The sequence below is a fragment of the Sorangium sp. So ce1335 genome (assembly GCF_051521615.1).
In the GTDB taxonomy this organism is placed as follows: domain Bacteria; phylum Myxococcota_A; class Polyangia; order Polyangiales; family Polyangiaceae; genus Sorangium.
This window is the reverse complement of the sequence record NZ_CP150363.1, coordinates 2,582,704-2,603,007: the sequence shown is the minus strand read 5'-3', so window position 1 is coordinate 2,603,007 and position 20,304 is coordinate 2,582,704. Positions and strand designations below refer to the sequence as shown.

General features: G+C 72.9%; 17 protein-coding genes. 5 read left to right on the top strand and 12 right to left on the bottom strand.

Annotated elements, in window-relative coordinates; translation table 11 throughout:
• Positions 1 to 393: 393 nt before the first annotated feature.
• Positions 394 to 1,908 (top strand): reverse transcriptase family protein, encoded by a 1,515-nt coding sequence (locus WMF24_RS09720; protein WP_437736099.1) that lies wholly within the window; start codon positions 394 to 396, stop codon positions 1,906 to 1,908.
• A gap of 39 nt (positions 1,909 to 1,947) precedes the next feature.
• Here the strand turns inward: WMF24_RS09720 and WMF24_RS09715 are convergent, their stop codons facing one another.
• A complete protein-coding gene (locus WMF24_RS09715) occupies positions 1,948 to 2,397 on the bottom strand; it encodes a hypothetical protein (protein ID WP_437736098.1) in 450 nt (149 codons plus the stop codon).
• A gap of 443 nt (positions 2,398 to 2,840) precedes the next feature.
• Between WMF24_RS09715 and WMF24_RS09710 the strand changes: the two genes are divergently transcribed.
• Positions 2,841 to 3,578 carry a hypothetical protein gene (locus WMF24_RS09710; RefSeq protein WP_437736097.1) on the top strand — a complete coding sequence of 246 codons (738 nt, stop codon included), beginning with the start codon at positions 2,841 to 2,843 and terminating at the stop codon, positions 3,576 to 3,578.
• Positions 3,579 to 3,675: 97 nt separating this feature from the next.
• Here the strand turns inward: WMF24_RS09710 and WMF24_RS09705 are convergent, their stop codons facing one another.
• The 4 genes from WMF24_RS09705 to WMF24_RS09690 all read right to left on the bottom strand — a co-directional run bounded on the left by WMF24_RS09705 (position 3,676) and on the right by WMF24_RS09690 (position 8,417).
• On the bottom strand, positions 3,676 to 4,875 hold the full coding sequence (locus WMF24_RS09705) for an ARPP-2 domain-containing protein (RefSeq protein ID WP_437736096.1): 1,200 nt from the start codon (positions 4,873 to 4,875) through the stop codon (positions 3,676 to 3,678).
• Positions 4,875 to 6,446 carry a hypothetical protein gene (locus tag WMF24_RS09700; RefSeq protein ID WP_437736095.1) on the bottom strand — a complete coding sequence of 524 codons (1,572 nt, stop codon included), beginning with the start codon at positions 6,444 to 6,446 and terminating at the stop codon, positions 4,875 to 4,877. Before WMF24_RS09700 ends, WMF24_RS09705 begins: the two co-directional genes overlap by 1 nt.
• 210 nt (positions 6,447 to 6,656) lie before the next feature.
• Positions 6,657 to 7,295, bottom strand: coding sequence for a hypothetical protein (locus WMF24_RS09695; RefSeq protein ID WP_437736094.1), 639 nt, complete (start codon positions 7,293 to 7,295; stop codon positions 6,657 to 6,659).
• A 117-nt stretch (positions 7,296 to 7,412) separates the two neighbouring features.
• A complete protein-coding gene (locus WMF24_RS09690; protein WP_437736093.1) occupies positions 7,413 to 8,417 on the bottom strand; it encodes a methyltransferase in 1,005 nt (334 codons plus the stop codon).
• A gap of 347 nt (positions 8,418 to 8,764) precedes the next feature.
• Here WMF24_RS09690 and WMF24_RS09685 point away from each other — a divergent pair, with 347 nt between their 5' ends.
• A complete protein-coding gene (locus WMF24_RS09685; protein ID WP_437736092.1) occupies positions 8,765 to 8,923 on the top strand; it encodes a hypothetical protein in 159 nt (52 codons plus the stop codon).
• 64 nt (positions 8,924 to 8,987) lie between these two features.
• On the top strand, positions 8,988 to 9,824 hold the full coding sequence (locus WMF24_RS09680) for a ferredoxin--NADP reductase (RefSeq protein WP_437736091.1): 837 nt from the start codon (positions 8,988 to 8,990) through the stop codon (positions 9,822 to 9,824).
• Positions 9,825 to 9,900: 76 nt separating this feature from the next.
• On the opposite strand, the gene WMF24_RS09675 is transcribed toward WMF24_RS09680, so the two are convergent.
• On the bottom strand, positions 9,901 to 12,009 hold the full coding sequence (locus tag WMF24_RS09675) for a radical SAM protein (RefSeq protein ID WP_437736090.1): 2,109 nt from the start codon (positions 12,007 to 12,009) through the stop codon (positions 9,901 to 9,903).
• Between the two features lie 373 nt (positions 12,010 to 12,382).
• Here WMF24_RS09675 and WMF24_RS09670 point away from each other — a divergent pair, with 373 nt between their 5' ends.
• Complete coding sequence (locus tag WMF24_RS09670) at positions 12,383 to 13,261, top strand: SGNH/GDSL hydrolase family protein (RefSeq protein ID WP_437736089.1); 879 nt, start codon at positions 12,383 to 12,385, stop codon at positions 13,259 to 13,261.
• 72 nt (positions 13,262 to 13,333) lie between these two features.
• Here the strand turns inward: WMF24_RS09670 and WMF24_RS09665 are convergent, their stop codons facing one another.
• The 6 genes from WMF24_RS09665 to WMF24_RS09640 all read right to left on the bottom strand — a co-directional run bounded on the left by WMF24_RS09665 (position 13,334) and on the right by WMF24_RS09640 (position 20,033).
• Entirely contained in the window at positions 13,334 to 14,383 is a 1,050-nt protein-coding gene (locus WMF24_RS09665; protein ID WP_437736088.1) for a TauD/TfdA family dioxygenase, read from the bottom strand.
• Between the two features lie 164 nt (positions 14,384 to 14,547).
• Positions 14,548 to 15,954, bottom strand: coding sequence for a hypothetical protein (locus WMF24_RS09660; protein ID WP_437736087.1), 1,407 nt, complete (start codon positions 15,952 to 15,954; stop codon positions 14,548 to 14,550).
• Positions 15,896 to 16,954 carry a hypothetical protein gene (locus WMF24_RS09655; RefSeq protein WP_437736086.1) on the bottom strand — a complete coding sequence of 353 codons (1,059 nt, stop codon included), beginning with the start codon at positions 16,952 to 16,954 and terminating at the stop codon, positions 15,896 to 15,898. Before WMF24_RS09655 ends, WMF24_RS09660 begins: the two co-directional genes overlap by 59 nt.
• The gene (locus WMF24_RS09650; protein ID WP_437736085.1) at positions 16,951 to 17,706 is read right to left on the bottom strand and encodes a nucleotidyltransferase domain-containing protein; all 756 of its coding nucleotides are present in this window, start codon (positions 17,704 to 17,706) and stop codon (positions 16,951 to 16,953) included. The genes WMF24_RS09655 and WMF24_RS09650 overlap by 4 nt, the downstream gene beginning before the upstream one ends.
• Positions 17,707 to 17,709: 3 nt before the next feature.
• Entirely contained in the window at positions 17,710 to 19,131 is a 1,422-nt protein-coding gene (locus WMF24_RS09645; protein WP_437736084.1) for a multinuclear nonheme iron-dependent oxidase, read from the bottom strand.
• Complete coding sequence (locus WMF24_RS09640; protein ID WP_437736083.1) at positions 19,110 to 20,033, bottom strand: Rieske 2Fe-2S domain-containing protein; 924 nt, start codon at positions 20,031 to 20,033, stop codon at positions 19,110 to 19,112. The genes WMF24_RS09645 and WMF24_RS09640 overlap by 22 nt, the downstream gene beginning before the upstream one ends.
• Positions 20,034 to 20,304: the final 271 nt, after the last annotated feature.

Below are 20,304 nucleotides of genomic sequence, written 5' to 3'. Positions count from 1 at the left end.
GGGAGGAGGAGGTCAAGGGTCAAATCGTCGTCGTGTTGCCAGGAGAGGTCCTGAACGCACCAGCCTCCGCGCCTCGAGCGCAGGAGCGGCGTCGCGCCGCTCTGGAGGAACCGCCAGTCACTCTCCGCAAGGTAGCCTGTTCTTGGTTCTCTTCGGCTAGACCAGCGCTACGGCGCGGGGAGAGCTGAGACAACCTCGCAACCGCCGTTTCTCCCCGCGCCGTAGCGCTGGTCTAGCCGGAGAACCGGTGAGGCTACCGTGCCCCAAGCGATGAAGGTGATGCGCTCGGGGCCTCTCTTGGCGACATGAGATCGCACGCGACGACAGGCGTCCCTGCCGCGCCGGGGGGCGTGCCGTGCTCGTCGCGATTCACAGCCACGCTGCCATCGAGACATGACCGCGAAGATCGACGCGACAGTCCAGGCCCGAGCCCCCGTCGTCCTCCCCCTCGCGACATCGCCCGCCGGCGGCGGCGCGGCGCCCCGCGGCGGCGCCAGCGCCGAGGAGCGCCGGCTCGCCCACGAGGCGCGCGTCGCTCGCTGGAAGGCGGTCGCGGAGGCGGGCGGGATCGACGCGTGGGTGACCGCGGAGCTCACGGCCCGCGGCGCCCTCGCGACGGGCGACCCCAGGGCGATGTCGGACCGGGAGCGCGCCCAGTGGAAGGAGCGAAAGAAGGCCGAGGCGAAGGAGCGCCGCGCGCTGCGCCGCCTCGCCTGGGAGGCCTACCTCGCGACGCACATCAACCACCTCGGCGCGGGCGTGCACTGGCGCGATCGCCCGGGGCCGGACAGGCTCGATGTCCCCGGCGCGGCCGAGCGCGCGCGGTCGCACGGGCTCCCCGAGCTCCCCGGCGCGGCCGAGCTCGCGGGCGCGCTCGGGCTGTCGATACCGCGGCTCCGCTGGCTCGCCTACCACCGCGAGGTCGACACGGGCACGCATTACCGGCGGTGGCTCATCCCGAAGCGCGACGGCAGCGCCCGCGCCATCTCGTCCCCCAAGCGGGAGCTGAAGCGCGCGCAGCGCTGGGCGCTCCGCAACCTCTTCGAGAAGCTCCCTGTCCACGCCGCGGCGCACGGCTTCCTCGCGAGCCGGTCCATCGTCACGAACGCCGCCGCGCACGCGGGCGCGGACACGATCGTCAAGGTGGATATCAAGGACTTCTTCCCGACGATCACGTGGCGCCGCGTGCGCGGGCTGCTCCGCAAGGCGGGCGTGGCCGAGGGGCCGGCGACGCTCGTCGCGCTCCTCGCGACGGAGGCGCCGCGCGAGCTCGTGCAGTTCCGCGGGCAGACGCTCCACGTGGCCACCGGACCGCGCGTGCTCCCGCAGGGCGCGCCGACCTCGCCGGCGATCACGAACGCGATCTGCCTGCGCCTCGACCGGCGCGTGTCCGGCCTCGCGCGCAAGCTGGGGTTTCGCTACACGCGGTATGCGGACGATCTCACGCTCTCCTATCGCGCGCCCGAGGCGCGCGACGCGCTGGCGCTCGACGGCGCCGCGCGGCCGCGCGCGCCGGTGGGCGCGCTGCTCCGGGGGATCCGGGAGATCCTGAGCTCCGAGGGCTTCCGGCTCCACCCGAGCAAGACCGTCGTGATGCGCAAGGGCAGCCGGCAGAAGGTGACGGGCCTCATCGTCAACGGCGCTGGCGATGCCGCCCCGGCGGCGCGCGTCCCGCGCGAGCGGGTGCGCGCGCTGCGCGCGGCGATCCGCAACCGCGAGCTCGGGCGGCCCGGCAAGGGAGAGACCCTGGCGCAGCTCAAGGGGCTCGCGGCCTTCGTGTACATGACCGATCCGGTCCGGGGGCGCGCGTTCCTTGGGCGGATCGAGGCGCTGGAGCGGAACCAGCGGGATCAGGGGAACCAGGCGAACCAGAGGAACCAGCCTGCGCCGTCCGGCGAGGCTGGCTGACGCCCGCCGCACGCGCGGGCGCCGCGCATCGGCACGCGACTACTGCCGTTCCATCCTGAGCAGCGTGACGTCCCCCGGGTCGCGGCTGATCGCCGTGCCCCGTTCCCCCTTGGCCGTGAGCACCCAGTCGAAGACGCTGACGCCCCCGAGGGAGTCGACCGTGGTGAACGTGCCCGCGCCGTCCTCTCCGAGCGACCATGTGCCCGTGAAGGTGTCCGTGAAATACTCGCCCTCGAGGCTCCCCGACTCCGTGGCGGTCAGCGTCCCATCACGGTGGAACACGATCACCCCGTTCGCCACGAAGTTGCCGAGCCCCACGAGCGAGCCGGCGGCGTCCCAGCCGTACCTTCCGTGGAAGTCTCCGCCCCTGCGCGCGAGCTCCGACGCCTCCTCCGCGTGAGCGATCCCCGCGCCGCCTCGATCGGCGTCGATGAAGCACGCGAACGTCATGAGACCAACGACACCCAGTCTTCCCAGCGTCTTTTTCATGGCACACCTCCAGCTCCAGTGGCCGCGGCCGGAAGCGTGGAGCCGATGAGGAGCCATCGGCGCTGCCGGTCCAGCCGCCTGCGTCACCGCGCCTGCGACGCGCCCGGGGATCGTGACAGCGCCGATTCCCCGCGCATCGCGCGCCCAGGCGTCAACATTCGATTCACCTTACAGGCGCATCAACTGCGCTGTCAACGCGGCGCCCCCGCGCAGACCTCGTGTTCTGGCCATCCGGTTCGCGACGCGGGCGTCCGCCCACTGGTCGGCTGGTCGCCGATGTGCTGCGCGCCTGTCGCCGGCGGAGCTCCCGGGACACCGGGGAACCTTCCCTCGAAAGCATCGATCCAGCGTCGACTGGACTGCGTGTAGGCCTGATGCTGTAAAGGTGCTTCACCGAGCGGCGTCTAGACATCTGGATTTCAGGATGGATAGGATGATCGGCCATGCAAAAGCCATCTCCTCGTCTCCTCGCGTTTCTGGCCGTCTTGCTCGTCGGTTCCCTCCTCTGCGGGTGCCCCAACCCGAACTCCTACGGGACGCCTCGGACCGTCGCGCCCGGCAAGATCGCGCACTCGGTGTCGCTCGAGAGCTACGGGTACATCGGGGAGGTCCAGGACCTCGTCGAGGATCCGAGCACCGGCGAGACGACGACGAGGCCGAGGAAGGTCAGCGTGTTCGCGCCGAACCTGCCCTCCTACCAGCTCCGGGCCGGCTTGACGGACATGCTCGACATCGGCGCACACCTCCACAACCTCACCTCGTTCGGTGTCGACCTCAAGGTGAACCCTGTCCGCGGCGTCTTCGATCTCGCCGTCGACCCCGGGCTGCAATACTTCTTCCTGACGGCCAGCAACTCCTCGGCGCACGTCCTCTACCTGCACGCGCCGCTGATGCTCGGCGTGAACCCCGTCGACTGGTTCTCGATCGTGGTGACCCCCGGCGTCACGTACGGGCTCGCCTCGGGCAATGTCGTGGGCAGCGACGAGGTTGTGTCGGTCTCGGACGGCCTCCTCTTCCGCGGCAGCCTCGGCTTCCAGTTCCGGACCTCCGACAGCTTCGCGATTCACCCGGAGATCACGATGATGAAGCGCCTCGAGGGGACGGGGCTCGTGTACAACTTCGGTATCGGGTTCAACTTCGGCGCCTTGCCGAGCTACAAGGACCTTCAAGAGCCGATGTGATACGGCCTCCGCTGCAGGCGCCTCCTGCAGTGCTGGCCGTGCCGCCCGAGCATTGCGCTCCGCCCGCCGACGCGCCGCGCGTCGCAGCGGGAGCACCTCAGCGGGCGCGCTCGCGCGTCCGCTTCAGCGCCGCCTTGAGCACGTGCTCCGCGATCAGGTACCCGAACCCCTCCCCGTCGATCCGCCGGAGGAGCTGGTCGCGCGAGATCCGGAGCGCCGCCGCGGTGGCGTCCAGGTTCCACCCGTGCGCGGCGAGCTGCTGGAGCAGCCGTGCGCGCCGCACCTGCCCCGCGGAGAGCCGGTAGGTCTTCGCGTACTCCAGCGTCCCGTCGTCGCGCACGATCGCCTCGCCGATGTGGTTGTCCAGCGCCGGATCGAGCTCCGTCATGAACCGCTGCAGCGAGAACGGCCCCGCCCTGTACACGCGCTCCGCCGCGATCGGCCGGCCGATGAGCCCCGCGGCCGTGTCCACGTGCAGCGCGCCGGCCTCGGCCCGCGCCCGGTCGAGCGCGGCCCGCAGGTCGTCGAGCGAGCCGACCTGCGCCGCGTCGAGCGTGTGAACGAGCGCCTGGCTGTCGCCGTTGTAGCGGGCCGCGTGGAGCAACGTCTGCTCGAAGAAGTCCTCGATCAACGTGCGGTGCAGCGCGCGGTAGTCGTCGGGGTGCGACACGACGAACACCGACGCGAGCAGCTCGCCGACGAAGAGCAGGACGCCGCTCTGACCCTCGTGGATCTCGAAGACGCGCAGCGCGTCCTCCAGGCTCGGTATCGCCCGGCCGGACAGCGACACCTCGGTGCGCGGATCGAGGCCGCGCGAGATCGCGCGCCGCGAGTACTCGGACCAGGCGATCTCGGGCGCGTTGAAGTGCAGGGCGAGGAAGCCCTCCATGGCGAGGTGCTGCGGCAGGAGGCGCAGGCGGTTCCGCTCGGCCGGGTCCTCGCCGCGCGCCTCGCGCCGGGCCATGCGGTGGAGCAGGTTGACGCCGAAGCCCAGCCTGGCGAGCGGGTTGCGCTCGGCCGGCCCCGCGAGCGCCGCGCCGTAGGACGCGACGGGCGAGCCGTCGTCGGTCCACCCGACCACGAGCGCGTGCGGAACGTAGTTCGAGAAGTAAAGCGAGCCTTCGCCCACATCGACGAGCGCCATGGGGTCGTCGTACCCGCGGCGGGCGATGCGCAGGTCGCCCCGCGGCGCGGCCCGGAGGAGCGGGACGAGGCGCACGCCCGCGAAGACCTGGGCGTGCGTGGCCGTGAGACCCCGGAGCGAGAGAGAGCGGAGCAAGGCGGGCGCCTTGGCCATCAGGACGCCCCCGGCGCCGCGACGGGCGCCTCTGCCGGCTCCGCGGCACCCGAAGCGGCGAGCGCCTCCACGGCCTCCTCGCTCGAGCCGGCAGGCGCATCGACCGGCTCGGCGGCGCCGGAGGGCCGCCCGTGCCGCGACAGCAGGGCGGCCGCGCGCCGCGCGAGGTAACGCTCGAGCTCCGCGAGCGGCGCCGTGCCCTCGGCGAAGCGGGCGAAGCCGAGGACCGTGGGCAGATCCTCCGCGTCGCGCAGGCCGACGGTCGGGATCGACGGGCCGAGCCCGCGGGGCGCGTAGCGCTCGCTGTCGAACACGGGGTTGATGTGCACGATGGACGTGCGCTGCCCCGGATCGAGCCGCGCGCGGAAGCAGCGGGCCACCTCGGCGGCGGCGCCCGGCGGGTCGTTCTCGAAGCCGTCCGAGAGGACGACGACGACGTCGGGGCGGAAGGCGAGCGCGTCGAGCAGCGGCGTGGCGAGATCGGTCTGGCCGCGCGCGTCGACGAGGATCTCGTCGGGCGTCGGCGCGGTCCAGAACGCGCGGTACTCGCGGGCGGCGGCGCGGAGCAGGTAGCTCACCCCGAGCGCGACGGCGAGCGGGCGGCGGCGCTTCTCGCTCGACCCGGAGGCCGAGTAGCTCCGGTCGAGCACGGCGGCGACGCGCCCGAGCGCGGCGGGGCTCTTGCGGAGCGCCCGCGCGGCGGCGCGCTCGAGCGCCGCGTGGAGCTCGTCGCGGCGCTCGCGCCGCGCCTTCTCGGGCAGCGAGAGGGCATAGAGGGCGACGCGGGTGAGCGGGGCCCGGCCGAGGTCGACGGCGAGGTCCACCTCCTCGCGCCCCGCCGCGCGCTGGAGCCGCAGGCGCTCGCCCTCGGTCATGCGCGGGGCGGCGCGGCGCAGGAGCTCGTCGCGCGAGACGCCGCGGGCGGCGGCGAGCCCCTCGGCGACCGTCAGCGGCAGGTCGAAGATCGCCTCCTTTGCGAAGCGCGCCTGCCGCGCGCGCTCGAGGAGCGGCGTATCGAACGGCGCGCGTCGGCCGGGCTCGAACAGGAACGGCCCGATCTCGCCGGGGAGCCGGAGGTGGGCGTGCGCGGCGAGCGCGCGGACGTGGGCGCGGTACTTCACGGCGTCGAACGCCGGCTCCGGCCGGCCGGCGAGGTAGTCGCGGACGACGGCGCGCGCGCGGCGGTTGTTCACGCGCCGCTCCCGGAGCGTGCGGAGCGCCCGGAGCGCGCGCTGCGGCGGGAGCTCCCGCAGCGCCGCCGCGATGAGCAACCCCTCCTCGCGCCGGTCTCCGGCGGGCGTCTCGGCGCCGGTCGCGAGGAGGTTCACCGCGATGAGCGCCTGGTTGAAGTGGTTGATGCCGGCGGCGAGCGTGCGCGCGTAGAGCCGGCGGTAGTTGCCGAGGATGTACTCGTGGAGGAACTCGACGGAGACGACCTGTCCGCCGGAGGATCCATAGAACTCGGCCTGCCCGGTGCACGCGAAGCAGGCGTTGATGAACATGACGAGGTCCTCGCGCTCGACGCGCTCGGTGTGAAAGCAGGCGGAGGGCGCGCGACGCGAGGAGGACATACGAAAAGCCGCCCGGGGAATGGAGGGGCGATCAACCTACAACAGTTACCAGACTGGGCTCGGAAATCGCCCCGGAGTCCCACGGGCGGCTGGAGACAGCATACCTCAGGAGGGGCGCCGCGCAGAGCGGGCCGAGCAGGTTTGCATCGCCAGCGCGCTCCGGGCCGCCGGCGGGCGGTCGCGCCGTCACCTACACCGTCACCTACACCGTCACTCCGGTCGAGCTGGATCCGGCGAGTCCGGCCAGACCTCGATCCAGACGAAGAGCACCTGTCCGGCGGCCTGGTCGCGGACAGCGACCGGGTAGACGGCGCGCGCCCGGAGCGCCTCGACGAGGTGATCGTGGTGGATCGCGAACCTGCCGATGAAGTCGTCGCTCACGAGGTCCCTGTCGAGGAGCTCACCGGTGAGGTGGATGTCGGGCGTGAGCGGCACGCGGCGCCACGTCGGCGGGCCGTTCCATCCCGGCGTGCAGGTGTCGCGTTGCCCCTGGCGATCGAGCGCGCGCCTGCCGAGCGACCGCGCGCCGACGAACAGCTCCGCGGACCCGAAGGGCTCGGGCGGCTCGGTCCCCGCCCCCGCCGCCTGCGCGGCGAACCCGGCCACGCTGGCCGCCGCCGCGGCCGGGTGCTCCGTGCGGAGGAGGCCGCCGATGGCGGTGAGCGCCCCCGGCGCGACCGTGCCCAAGCCGTCCCACTGGCGCCCGTCCGCCCTGGCCGGGCTGATGACGGCGCCGCCGATGGAGACGCGCACATGGGCCGGCAGCGGCTCCGCCGCCGGCTTGCACGCAGCGCAGACGAGGGCGAGCCCGCACAGCGAGGCCGCTCCGAGGAGAGGACGTGACGCCATGCCTCGAGAGCGTATCCCGGCGGGCGCGGGGCACCCAAGCGGAAGAGCGGGCGCATCCCCCACGGGGCCGCTCCTCGGCAAGCGCGCCCCGGTCCGTGGCAGGACGACAGCGCAGGCTCAGCAGGGCGCGCCCTCGATGACGCAGGCCCCCATCGTGGCCGGGATGATTCGCGTGAGCCGGAAGGATGCGGCCGCCAGGAGCTCCCGGAACTCGGCCTCGGAGCGCTGGCGGCCTCCGGTACAGACAAGCATGTTGACGTCGTTGGCCGTGGCGCCCTGCGCTTCGAACGACGGCTCGACGCGCCGCGGGTAGAGCCCCTCCACGAGCAACAGCTTCCCGTGCGTCGGCATGGCGCGGCGACACACCTTCAAGATCGCGCAGGCGTCGGCGTCGCTCCAGTCGTGGATCACGTGCTTGAGGAGGTATGCGTCCAGGCCCGCCGGGACGGCGTCGAAGAAGCTCCCCGGCGCGAGGTCGATCCGGGACGATAGCGGGCTCGAAGCGAGCGCGCCGCGGGCTCGCTCGATGACGTCGGGGCGATCGAACAACGTGCCGCGCGGCTTCGGATGCGCGCTCAAGATGGCCGCCAGGAGCGCGCCGTTGCCTCCGCCGACGTCGACGATCGTGGTGAAGATCGAGAAGTCGTAGGCGCTCGCCACCGCCGGCGCGACGAGCGCGGTCCCGGCCGCCATGGCCTTGTCGAAGTTCTCCGCCGTCTCGGGATCCGCCGCGAAGCGCGTGGTCCAATCGGCGTTCGGGTCGTCCTTCTTGAATGCAGGCTGGCCCGTGCGGACGCAGTACTCGAGCTCCCGCCAGCTCTCCTGGATGGGAGGGCCCGCGAACGTCGCGACCAGCGCCCTCATGGACCCCGGCACATCGGATCGGAGGAGCTGACCCACGGCGGTGAGCTCGAAGGCTCCCGCGTCGTCCTCGCGAAACACGTCGGCGCTCACGAGCAGACGCAGCACGCGCCGCAACGCGTGCGGCTGCGTCGACGTGGCGCGCGCCAGATCGTCCACGTTCCGTCGACCTGCGGCGATCAGGTCCGCGACACCGAGCTTCGCGACCAGGGCGAGCGCGCTCGACCGATAGTGGCCGATCGCGAGCTGATAGATGACCAAGGGCGCGGGCGATACGGCTGGGGAGAGGGTCTCGGACACCGTCGTGACCTCCTGCGACGGGATGATCGGCTCGCACAGCCAGTCCGCGCCGGCACCGTGCCGGTGACCACCGAGCGCTCATCGATCCGTTCGCGCCCATGATGATAACAACTTTCATTTGCAATACAACGAGGGACACGCGGGCATCGCGCGGCGTATCCGTGCTGGCGCCCTGCCTCACGGCGCCTCTGGATCCGCTTCAGCCCGCCCCTACTGACCAGTCACCCTCTCGCGCCGACCGCGGCCCGCCGTGCGGAACGCAAACAGGTCGCCCGAGTCGATGTCGATCTTGATTATCATTTGCATCAATGCTATGTGAAGCAGCGAACATATGGAAGACGACCTCGCGGTGGGCCACGTCGCGCGTCGAGCGCGCCGCGCTCGCGGACGACGTGGCGGTGCGCTCGACGCGCTGCACGCGGTACGCGACGGCGCGCGCGCGCCGCGGCGCCGCCCCGCTGTCGTGACCTGGGAGCGCGCGCTTTCGAGCCGTCACGCCGCGATGTTTTCGCACCGACAAGGATGAACGACATGGTACCCGGCTACACAGAAGAGACGGTGCTCGAGGTCCACCACTGGACGGACAAGCTCTTCACGCTCAAGACCACCCGCTCGCCGAGCTTCCGCTTCGCGAACGGGCAGTTCTGCATGATGGGGCTCGAGGTCGCGGGCAAGCCGCTCGTCCGCGCGTACTCCCTCGCGAGCGCGAACCACGAGGAGACGCTCGAGTTCTTCTCGATCAAGGTGCCGAACGGCCCGCTCACCTCGCGCCTGCAGCACATCGCCGTCGGTGAGAAGATCCTCGTCGGCAAGCGCGCGACGGGCACGCTCACGATCGGCAACCTGCGGCCGGGGCGGACCTTGTGGCTGCTGGCGACCGGGACCGGCCTGGCGCCGTTCCTCAGCGTCATCAAGGACCCGGAGACGTACGAGCGCTTCGAGCGCGTGGTCGTCACGCACACGTGCCGCCGCGTGAAGGACCTCGCGTATGCGCGCTACATCGAGCACGATCTCCCGGCGGACGAGCTGCTCGGCGAGATCGTGGGGCCCAGGCTCCGTTATTACCCGTCCGTCACCCGCGAGGCGTTCAAGACCGAGGGCCGGATCACCGCGCTCATCGAGTCCGGCCGCATCTTCGCCGATCTGGCGCTGCCCACGCTCGACCCCGCGCACGACCGGCTGATGCTCTGCGGCAGCTCGGAGATGCTCGCCGACACCGCCGCGCTCCTGGAGTCGCGCGGCTTCGAGGAGGGCAACAGCGGCGAGCCGGGCGACTACCTCGTGGAGAAGGCGTTCGCGGGCGAGAAGCGCGCCCCGCTCGCCAGCGCGTCGCCGACCGAGAGCGCGAGCTCGCCCGGCGCGGCGTGACGTCGCGCGCCGCGCGTCGGGCTGCGCCCGGCGGCGGCGTGACGTCGCGCGCCGGGCTGCGCCCGGCGGCGGGGCGCTACTTCTTCCGCGCAGCCTTCTGCGCCCGCGCAAGGTCGTCCTTCAGGCGCGCGATCACGGCGACGATGCGATCACGCGGCGCGGCGTCGAGCGACATCGTCAGCCCGTGGCTGCGCGCAAAGGCGACGAGCGCGGGGAGCGCGCGACCCGGCTCGCCGGTGATCACCGTGGCGCGGGGGTGAATCCATCCCTGGTCGGTCGCGAGCTCGTCCTCCGCGGTCAGACAAGGCCGCAACGCCACCTTGAGCTCCGCGGGCGCCATGCACGCCGTATTCTGCTCGGAGCGCCGCCAGAACGTGGCGGAGAGCCGGACCGGTCCGCCGTCCATCCACTCCGCGTTCCCGCCGGCGCGCTGGATCACGAAGCCGTAGCGCGGCGGGATCCGCGACGACGTCGCGACGAGATAGCGGTCCGCGATCACCGCCCTGCCGTCGAGCGAATCGGCCATGGAGGCGGCCTTTTCGGCGTCCGGCAACGAGGCCCAGAGTCGCGCGCGGTCGGCGCGCGGGGGGCGGGCAGCGAGCAATTCAGGCCAGCGGGCGTCACGGGGAAGCGGGGCCAGCTCGGCGGCCAGGGTGGCGCCGTGCCGCTCTGCGATCGCCTCGAGCTGCGCGATGGTGCCGTGGAGCGCTCCCATGTCCGGTGCTCCGGAGGAGAGCGATGCGTGGCGGACCGGGACGGGGCCGTACAGGTCGAGGCCGCGCCTCTCGAGGACGGCGATGTCGTCCACCGCCAGCGCGACCTCCGCCGCCTCCAGCGACGCCGCGTCCTCGAACCGCAGGCCCGCCACGAGCTCCACCGGATCGTGCTCGTGGACGCCCGAATAGACGGCTCGTCCGCCCCGCTTCCACAGGAGCGCTCGCAGCGAAGGGAAGTCGTCGTCCACGGCCATGTCGGTGTGCAGCATCACGCTCGGCCCAACGCGCGCGATGGATCCCGGCGCCACCTCTCCGTCGTCCAGGCGGATCCCCTCGCGCTCCAGGAGCGCTCGCCACTCTTCCCCGTACGGCTCGCCGGGAGTCCATCCCGGCAAGAGATCCTCGATATAGCGACGGGCGTCGTCGAGCTCCTCGAAGCGCCCGACGAGCACGCAGTCTCCGCTGTTGTTGCCGGAGAACCCCTGCCAGATACGGATGCCGTCGGAGAGCTGTGCCTTGCGCCGCGCGGGCCTGGCGCAGCCCGGGAGCGGCGCGGGCCCGAGGAGCCGCTCTCGCTCGGCGGACCAGGCGGCGAGCACGTCGTCCGCCGACCGGACGGGTATCCCCCGCTTCTGGAACGAACAGGCCTTGAGCGTGCGATCCGAGGTGATCGTCACGAAGTCCAGGCCGGCCCCGCAGTCGCCGTCCACCCCCTCGAAGAGGCGCGGCACGGGCTCTAGCCTGTCGCCGAAGCAGACCGATAGCCGCGCTCGAACAGGGCTGTCGGCGATGATCTCGGCGAGGCGGCGCTCCCCGTCCCGGTCGAGGTGGTTCTCCGGGTCGAGCCCGACGTACCGCAGCAGCGCCACGTCGCGGCAGCCGAGCCGGGCGAGCCGCGCGAGGAGCGCTGGCAGCGACGGGAGCCGCGCGGGCGTCGCGAGCACGTTCACGCCGAACGTCACGCCCGCGGCCGCGAGCAGCTCCAGCCGGTCCTCCCAGGGCGTGTCTTGATACACGGAGACCCGGATCTCCCCGACGTGCGGCGCGATCGCGCGGAGCCTCCGCTCCGTGAGCAACGTGCCGTTCGTCGTGACGTGGAGGGCGAGCGCGGTCTGTTCGGCGAGGCGCGTCAAGAGCTCGTCGAAGCCGGCGAACGCCAGCGGCTCTCCGCCGCCGAAGGCCACCTCCAGGAGGCCGCGACGCGCGAGGCCCGAGAGCACGTCGAAGGCCGCGTCCACCGTCCACGCGCTCTCCGCGCCCCGGTCCCGCGAGCAGAACGAGCACGCGAGGTTGCACCGGTTGGTGATGCCGAACAGCGCGACGCGCGGGGCCCGCCTCGTCAACCGGCGCGTCGCGGCCCCGTCCCAGCGAACGTTCGTCCCCGTTCGCGGGTGGAACCAGAGGAGCGCCCCGTCGAGCGCGTGGGGCCGGAACACATCGCGGGACGGCAGGGGGATCGCGTCTTCCATGGCGCGGGAAGGCTACCCTTGTCGCGGCTCCGGATCATCCGGGGAGGGCCCTCGACGAGGTCCGTCCCTCGAGCGCACCGCGCTCAGCGGCTGACGGCCATGCGATCGCGCACGTCCCGCAGCGCGTGCAGTGATAACCGGATTCGACCCTCGCCCGAATTGTTCAGTCCGCCAACATGGGCGTGACGTCTCGCGTCGATGTATAGGCGAGTATGCCTATACCTCGGTCCAGCTGGCTCGGGTACGAAGCCGTGGCAGTCGCTCGCATTGGGCGATTCGCGTGAATTGGGCGATTCTCCCCCTGAAACCTCGGCACAAAGCGGATACTGGAGCAAATAAAATGCGGTCAATACGTCGCTGCGTCTCTACGAATTTGATCGTCCTCGGTCTCCTGAGCATCGGCATTTGGGCCTGTGGTGAGGCGAATGACGATGGTACGTCCTCGACCAGCGGAGGCCCCCCCGACGGGACCACCAGCGGCGCGGGTGCCGGGACCACGGTCGGCACGGGCCCCGGCGGTACCGGCGGCATGGGCCCTGGCGGTACCGGAGGATCAGCAGCCGAGAGCACCTCGGCGAGCGTCGGCGCGAGCACCGCGCAGTCCAGCAGCTCGGCCAGCGGCGGAGAGTCGGCCAGCACGGGCGGGAGCCCGGGCGAGTGCGTCACGGGCCAGACCAGGGGGAATCAGGTCGCGGTCATCGGCGAATCGTTCATCGCCGCGACCCACGGCATCACGCAGCAGATCGAGAAGCTGGCCAAGGAAAACGGCTCCCTCGCCCAGAACGAGCGCTATATCGACAACTCGGTCAGCGGCACGACGCTGGCCGGCGATCAAATTCCCAGCCAGTACCGCAAAGCCGCGGAGAACGGCATGATCAAGTACGTGCTGATGGATGGCGGCGGAAACGACTGCTTGTTGAGAGGGGACGGCGACGGAGCCCTCGCCGCGGCGGAGTCCTTGTTCGAGACCATGGCCGAGGACAACGTCGAAAAGGTGGTCTACTTCTTCTATCCAGATCCCATCGGGAACCAGTTCTCGTCGCTCAAATCCTGCCTCGACACGCTCCGACCGAAGATGAAGGAGCTGTGCGACGGGCTCACGTCGCCGAAGTGTTACTGGCTGGACCTTCGTCCGGTCTGGAACGGACACAACGAATATACGCAAGACGGAATCCACCCCACCTCTGCTGGCAGCATCGCCACCGGGGATGCAGTCTGGGAAGTGATGAAGGAGAACTGCGTCGCGCAGTGACGGGAGCGCGACGCGCACGCTGACGGACAGCGGTGGTCATGAATCCCTGCCTGGACCCCGCGCCTGTCTCCTTCATCTGCGCGGCGCGCAGCTCGCATCCAGCGCGCTGATCCGCGCGATCGCCTCGGCCAGCGCGCCGTCGTCCGCGCCCTCCGCCTCGCCCGCGAGCGCCGCCTCGGCGGCGGCGAGCGCCGCGTCGCGCAGGCGGTAGAGCTCCGGCTCGGGGATGCGCTCGCGCGCGGCGAGCACCCCCGGCGGGACGCCGCGCAGCATCTCCAGGATCAGCCCGAGGCGACGGCGCGCCTCGGGCGGCGCCGGCGCGCCGAGGCCGAGCCGCCGCCGCGTGGCCTCCGGCGCGGCGGCGAGGCGGCGCGAGGCTGCCTCGGCGACCTTTGCGGCCAGCGCGCGGTACGCGGGCGGCGACGGGAGCCCCGCCTCCGTCCAGACGAGCAGCCTCACGAACTCGCGCGCCCCGCCCTCGAACGCCCGCCGGCCGTGGAGCATGCGCCGGTTGTCGACGACGAGGATGTCCGCTGGGCCGAGCGAGAGCTCGATCACCTCGCGCCGCGACGCCTCGACGAAGCGCGCGAGGCGCGCGGCGATCGCGTCCCCCGGCGGCACGACCGGCGCGTGCGTCAGCGCGAGCGCGCCGTCGCGGAGCGACACGGTGGGCCCGAAGACGTCGCCGAAGACGAACGGGATGCGCCGGTACACCGTGAAGAGCGCGCGGAAGAGCTCCGGATCGGCGCGCTCGATCGTCGCGAGCAGCGCCCAGCCGTCGAGCAGCAGGCACTCTCCGCCGCGCTCCGCCGGCCGGACGCAGGCCATGATCTGCACGGCCGGCGACGCGCCCGCGAAGCGCTGGCTGTCCGTGTGGAGCGGCGCCGCCACCGAGCTCGCGGCGAACGACCTGCCCCCCGGCACCGCCTTGATCGGCTGCCGCTCGACCAGGCGCGGCCTCCCCCCGAGGAGCCGCTCGGCGAAGCTCCACGGCGCCCGCGCCGCCTCCTCGGGCGCCAGCGTGGCGTCCCCGCGGACGACCGCGAAGCCGCGCGCCGCGAGCTCATCGCGGAGCCTCACCGGCCCCTGCTCGGCCCCCGGCCAGATCCATCGGTCGCTCATCGACGTGCTCTGCCCGAGCTCTCGAGACGATCACGTCTCATCGTCACCCGACCGACTCGGGGCGCAAATCCTCTCATCCCCTCGATTCTCTCTTCCCTCTGTGCCCTCTGTGTCTCTGTGGTTCAAATTCTCTTCTTCCACTCTTCCTCTCTTCCCAGCCCCGCTCACCCATCGAGGAACCGCGCCTCCCGGAAGCCGGCGCGGAGCAGGTCGCGCGGGATGGGCACGATCCGGAGCAGCGGCGCGCCCTCGGGCACCTCGATCTCCGCGCCGATCCGGCGCACATGGAACACCGCCGGGGTCGCGAAGAAGACGTCTGTCGCCACCACCCCGCGCATCACGTCGTAGCCCTCGCCGTGGATGCCGTCGAGCAGGCTCGACCAGCCCGGCGGGGTCGTCGTGAAGGCCCACGGCTTCACGAAGAAGTGCGGCTCGCCGGGCGGGTGCGGCGTGAAGTACTTGGTCAGGTACCAGAGCGCCCCGCGGTTCGCGGCGAGGAAGTCCTCGCCGAACACGCGGGCGAAGGTGCGCTCCACGGCGGCCGCCCCCTCGGCGAGGCGCGGCGCCTCCGGCGCGACGGCGAGCGTGTGCCCGTCGAACGTCGCGCGGAACGGCACGGCGTTCCTCACCACGAGCGACGCGAGCCGCCGGGTTCCCCCGCGCCAGGGGACCGGATCCGGCCCCGCCGCGGTCGTGACCTCGGTGACCTCGGCGATCTCGGGCGCCCCCGGCCCGGCCACGACGAGCCGCGCGCGCGCCGGCCCCGCGTTGCCCGCCGCCACGCTCCCCTCCCCCGCCCTCGCCTTGCCCCCCACGAGGCGCCGGTACTTGCGCGTCACCTCGCCCTTCTTCACCGCGAAGTACCGCGCGTCGTAGAACGCCGCGTGCGCGCGCCCCACCTCGGGCGCGTCCGCGAGCGCGCACGCCTCGATCCGCACGTCGGGGCGCACCGGCGCGACGCAGCCGATCTCGCCCTCGAGCCGCAGCACCCGCGGCGCCTCGTCGCGGACGCGCAGCTCGACGACCAGCGGCACGAAGGCGCCGTCGTCGGCGACGTGCGCCTCGCTCACCTCGATCAGCACGTTCCGGCGGTTGGCCGCGCCCGCGACCCGCAACCAGACGCCCGGATCCGGCCGCACGAGGAGCCCGGTCCACAGCCGCAGGCGCGGCGGGCCGAGCCCCGTCCGGCACGTCCACGCGAGCCCGCCGCGCAGCGCCCGGTGCCACGCCCCCTCCGGCGCCAGGAACCCCTGCGAGACGAGCCGGGGCAGCGCGGCCCGGTGCGCGCGCAGCAGCGCCTCGCCGTGCTCCCCCGCCGGCTCGGCGCGGAGCGACCCGAGCCGCCGCTGCACCTCGATCGGCCGCGTCAGCGTGATCTGGAGCCCGAACGCGTTGCCCTCGAGGAGCGGCACGCACGCCCTGGCCACCCGCACGGGCACCGCGCCGTCGAGATCGCCGGTGCGCCGCGTGAGCCGGCAGAGGCCGAGGGCGTCGAGCACCTCGAAGCAGGCGTCACCCGCCGCAGCCACCACCACCGCCGCAGCCGCCGCCGCCGCCGCAGCCGCCGCCACCGCCGCAGCTCGACGCGCTGCAGCTCGACCCGCCCGACGAGCCGCCGCCCGTCGAGACGACGACGGGCGGGGTGATCGCGTACACCATCGGCCCGAAGTGCGGCGACATCGCGAGCATCGCCGTCCCGCTCGCGGCCACCGTCAGCCCGATGTCCACCGCCTCCCGGCGGCGGCCGCTGGCGACGTCGGAGCGCAGCGAGACGGTCGAGTCCTCGATCCACGCGAGGTAGGCCGCCCTCTGGCTGCTGTACTTGCTCGCGGTCATCGACACGATCCACGTGGCGAACACGAGCGCGATCATCTCGATCACGAGGAACGTGTGGGGCCGGTTGAGCTCCTCCGCGCGCAGGACGCGGATCAACCCGATCCCGAAGAGCCCGGCGCCGACAGCCCAGACGACGGCCGAGAGCGTCCTCAGGGTCCCCGGCGGGCGGAGCATCCCGGCGGCCGCGAGCTCGCCGCGGAGCTCCTGCTCGAACCGCTGCGCGATCTGGTCGGCGGAGGCGCGCACCTGCTCCACCGAGAGCGTCGCGCCCGCGCCGCCCCTCGAGGAGAGCGCGCTGTGGAACGCCGCGAGCACCCGGTCGCGCGGCGGCGCGCCGCCCGCGATCTGGAACGCGTCCGGCGCGCCCGTCGCGCCGCCCGCGGGCACGAGCCACCCCGCGGCCATCGCGACGGCGATCAGCGTCGCGGCGACGCCCTTCTTCTCGTCCCGGAGGTACGCGATCGCCCAGTACTCGTCCGGCTGCGGGATCCACCCCGCCGAGAGCCGCTGCCGCTGCGGCGGCTGCGCGTGGAACCGGTAGGGCGTGCCCGCCGCCACGGCGGCGGCGGCCGGCGCGCCGCCGGGCTGCGCCGCTCGGTCGAGCGAGGCGCCGATCGCGATGCGCAGCAGCACGGCGACGGCGAGGCCGAAGGACGAGATCGCGGCGTAGAAGAGCAGGAACGCCGGCCCCGACTGCATGTTGAACGGGAAGAAGTCGAAGATCTCGTGGATCACCGCGCCGCCTCCTCGCGCTCCAGCCGATCGACGTCCTCGACGGCGCGGGCGAGCAGCGCGACGAGCGCCTCGTAGGCCGCGACAGGCGCCTCGTGGACCCGCTGCAGCGGGGCCACGTCGACGCCGAGGTGCTCGCCCGCCCCCGCGAGCACGGCCGCGAGATCGTCGTCCCCGTCGTCTCCGTTGATGCCGCGCAGCCCGAGGAGCGCGTGCAGCGGGCCGCGGATCTGCTTCACCTTGCGGAGGACCGCGCCCCGCAGCGCCTCGTCCGAGCCCATCCCGTCGACCACCGCGCGCCGGAGCCGGATCTGCGCCTCGCGGAGCTCCTGCTCGACGCGCAGGCGGCGGTTCCTGCCGTCGATCACGAGCGCCGAGAACGGGTCGCGCCCGGCGAGGAGCGCGTGGCACCGGCGGATGTCGTCGTAGAGCAGCGGGAACACGTCCGCGGCCTGCGGGATCTCGGCGGCCGTGAGGATCATCGCCTCGATCCGGGCCGCGTAGCGCGCGAGCCGGAGCGCGTTGGCGATCGCGTCGAGGCGCTCGCGGGTGGCCTCCCGGAGCACCACCATCAGATCGACGTCGCTCTGCCCCTCGCGGTAGCCGCCGCGCGCCGCGCTCCCGTAGACGAGCAGGCACACGAGCTCGTCGCCGAGCGCCCGCTCGAGGCTCTCCTTGAGCTCGACGAGCCGCGCCTGCACGGGCGCCGGCAGCCTGGAGACGGCGCTCCCCCTGGCGATCGTTCCTTCGTTCATGCGTCACCCTCGCGGCTCGACGAGCCGGACCTCGGCGCTCGAGCCAATCCCCTTGATCGCCCAGACTACCCGACCTCCGGGGAGCCTCTCTCGGCGAATGAACGGCGAGAGCCTGGGCCGCACGCTCCCGTCGCCCGCGGGCCCGACGAAGCGGGCGCGGAGGAGCAGGCGATCCACGGCCGCCTCGGGCGCGAGCCGCGCGTCGGCCTCCGCCGCCTGGGCGATGCGGAGCGCGTCGGCCACCGCGGCGAGGCGCGGCGCCCGCGGCGACGCCTCGACGCACAGGGCCGCGATGCGCGCGGCCGCCTCCCGGTGCGCCGAGAGCCGCGGGAGCAGCGGGAGCGCGTCGTCCACGCGCTTGCGCTGGAGGATCGCGCGCGACCGGGCGATCTCCGCGGCGTCGAACGGCCGCGCGCCGTCCGGCGACGGTGGTTCGTTCGGCGCCGTGAGCAGCTCGGCGACGCGCGCCTGGACCGCAGCGAGCGCCGGGGCGTCGACCGGCAGCTCCGCAGCAGCGCTGGAAATTTGAAGCGACACAACACCCCCGGCGGGCGGCGCGGGGCGCGGCGGCGCGGACCGGGCGAGGTCGCGGGCTGTCGCGATCTCGGCCGCGAGCGCGGCGAAGGGCGGGAAATCGCCGTCGCGCTCGAGGAGGATCGGGACGGGCCCTGTGCGCTCGAGGACGGCGGCGAGCAGGGCGAAGACCGGCTCGGGGACGGGGTGGGCGTGCGTGTCGAAGTAGAAGCCGTGCTCGCGGGCGCCGCCGGCGATGTGGATCATCGCGACGCGATCGAGCGGGTACGATCGGACGATCGCGGCGGGATCGGCGCCGGCGTTGACGGCGTTCGCGTAGACGTTGCCGACGTCGAGGAGCAGGTCGCAGCCGGTGCGGGCGGCGACCTCGGCGTAGAAGCCCCCCTCGTCGAGGTCGTCGTCGGGGAAGCACAGCGTGCGCGCGGCGTTCTCCAGCAGCAGGGGGATGTCCGGGAGCGCCCGCCGGGCGGCGGCGACGTTCCGCGCGACGACGCGGGCCGCGTCGACGGTGTACGGCAGGGCGGTGAGGTGGCCGATCTCGCGGTCGCCGCCGCGCACGAAGGCGACGTGCTCGCTCACGACGGGGGCGGCGAGCTCGCGGCAGAGCGCGCCGAGGCGGCGGGCGCGATCGGGGTCGATGCCCGAGGCGCTGCCGAGCGAGAGCTTCACCCCGTGGGGCACCACCGGCCAGATGCGCGCGATCGCCGCGGCCTCGCGCCGCGCGGCCGGGCTCGCGAAGCACGCCTCGGCGACGACCTCGACGAAGTCGACGGTGCCTGGCGCGGACAGCAGATCGGCGGCGAGCTCGGGGCGGAACCCTACGCCAACACCGACGATGCGATCCGTCCACCTGTCTCGCGCGGCGCGGCTCAGAGGAACTGGCTGCTCCACTTGCGGAACGTCATGATGCTCTTCTCGCCGGCGCACAGCACGGGCTGAGGGCGGTAGATCTTGTGCTCCCAGATCGGGATATCCTCCTCGATCTGCCGGCAGACCTCCGCGGCCAGGGCCTGGGCCAGGCGCTCGGCGCCGTCGTTGCGCAGCCAGAAGGCGACGCGCACGTCGACGAGCTCGTCGTCCACCGGGGTGACCGTGTTCACGAAGAGGAGCTCGACGATGCCGGTGAAGCGGATCGTCCCGTACCCCATGCCGTGGCCTTCCCAGGTGATCGTGCCGTCCACCACCCGCCCCCCCGGGCCCTTCTGCTTCACCGCCGAGCGGGATCGGAGGATATGCCCCTCGATCTCGACCTCCGTGCGCGGCGGCTCCGGCATGCTGTGCACGGTGACGAAGTGGGCCGGATCCACGATGTTCTCGAGCGTCTCCTGGACGTGCGTCCGGATCGTCCAGCGCTTGCTCATGCCCCGCGACCACTCCGCCGAGCGCGCCTCGGCGAGCGGCGGGATCTCGAACGCGGGGGGCTCTCCGCCGGTCGCGTGGTGGACGAGGATCACGCCGTCGAGCTCCCGCGTCTCCCAGGCGCGGATTCGCGCCTTCGGAGGGATCGTGTCCGCGTACGGGATATGCACGCACGCGCCTTCGCCGGAGATCACCCACCCGTGGAACGGGCACCGGATGCCGCCCCGCTCGACGCGGCCTCCGATCCCGAGGTGGGCGCCCAGGTGAGGGCAGTGGGCGTCGAGGACGCGGGCCTCGCCGTCCTCGGTCCGGAACAGCACGAGATCCCGCCCGAAGCAGCGGAGCGGGACCGGGCCGCCCGTGGACAGCTCCTCCGAGGAGGCGACCTGGAACCAGCCTCTGGGGAACGGCGGGAGAGGGATTCGAGCGCTCACGTGGGTCTCCTCGGCTCAGCGCCTGTCGGGGTCGCCCGGGCGCGGGCAGCGCCGGGGAAGGGGCTCCGTCGTGCCGGCTGTCGCGGCACGAGGTCACCACCTTATCAGCCTGCTGGCGGACGTGGTCGCGCCGAGACACGGCGCCAGACGACCGAGCGTGCTCCCGCCCGCCAACGCCGCGCGCGGCGCCCGCCCCCAGCGGGCGGCCGTGCTCCGGCGGCCGCCGGGGCGGCTCGCCGCTCGGCTCCCGCGCCTGGACGGTCCCCTGTCG